Below are 1,192 nucleotides of genomic sequence, written 5' to 3'. Positions count from 1 at the left end.
GGCCCGGACCGCGCCCGGCGGCGGTGACGTCCCGGGTCGTGGTCGTCTGCGTGCACGGCCGGTGGCCGGGCGCCGCACAGGCCCTGCGGTCGGCGGTGTGGACGCAGGCGCCGCCGCCCGATCAGATTCTCGACCTGCAGGTCGTCGAGGTCCGCATCGGCGGCGGTGCCGACGTTCCCCCCGCGGCCGCCACTGCCCCCGCGGCCGTGGCTGCCCCGTCGGCCGCGACCACTCTGCCGGCCGCGACCACTCTGCCGGCCGACGCCGGTCGCCTGGTCGACGGCACCCCGCGAGCCGCCGTCCACCTCCTGCGGCCGCGGGGCGCGTCCCCGGCCGAGACGGTTGGGGTTGCCGCGCTCATTTCGCCTGACGGGACCGGCGCGCCATCGACGGTGGAGGCGGTCGACCGACCTGTGCCCCCCCGTCCAGGCCGGTCGGCGGTGGTTCACCTGGCCGCCGGCACCCGCTTCGGCGTGGCGGTGGCGGCGGGCTTGGCCCGCCTCGGCGGGCCGCCGCGGGACGGCTACGTCTGGCTTCTCGACGACGGCGCCCTGCCCGCCCCCGATGCCCTGCGTACCCTGCTGGCCTGCGCGCGGCTCGACCCCGGCGCCGCCGTGCTCGGTCCCAAACTCCGTGCCGGCCTCCCGGCGCGGTCGCCGACCGGGGCGCCGTCGGTGCCGATCCTGCTGGAGGCGGGGGCGAGCGTCGACCGCGCCGGCCGCCGGCATACCGGTGTGCGGCCAGGTGAGATCGATCGGGGCCAGCACGACGGGGTGCGCGACGTGCTCACCGTGGCCAGCTCCGGCATGCTCATCCGGGCGGCCGCCTGGCGGCTGCTCGACGGCTTCGACCCCGAGCTCGACGGCGGCCACGACATCGACCTCGGCTGGCGGGCCGCCCGGGCCGGGCTGCGAGTTGTCGTCGTGCCCATGGCGACGATGACCGTCCCCGGCGAGGTCGCCGTCCCCGGCGAGGTCGCCGCCTCCGGCGAGGTCGCGGCGGCCGGGCCGGGGAGCCGGTCGGGGCCGGGGCGGTGGGACAGGCAGGGCTGGGTGCCGGCGGACCGTGTCGGCGCGCTTCGGGTCCGCCTGGCGAACACGGCGCGGCTGCTGCTGCCGGGGGCCACCGCGGCCGTTCTGCTCGGGGCGCTCCCGCGGGCGCTGGGCCTGCTGGCGCGAGGGCGCCTTCGGGC

General features: G+C 79.3%; 1 protein-coding gene. It reads left to right on the top strand.

The window, feature by feature from the left end; genetic code table 11:
• Positions 1-1,192: glycosyltransferase (locus ND748_RS32360; RefSeq protein WP_251750067.1), on the top strand; the 1,192-nt coding region annotated here is incomplete at both ends.

This window comes from Frankia sp. AiPs1, assembly GCF_023716945.1.
Lineage (GTDB): Bacteria > Actinomycetota > Actinomycetes > Frankiales > Frankiaceae > Frankia.
This window is presented reverse-complemented; position numbering and strand designations above follow the sequence as displayed.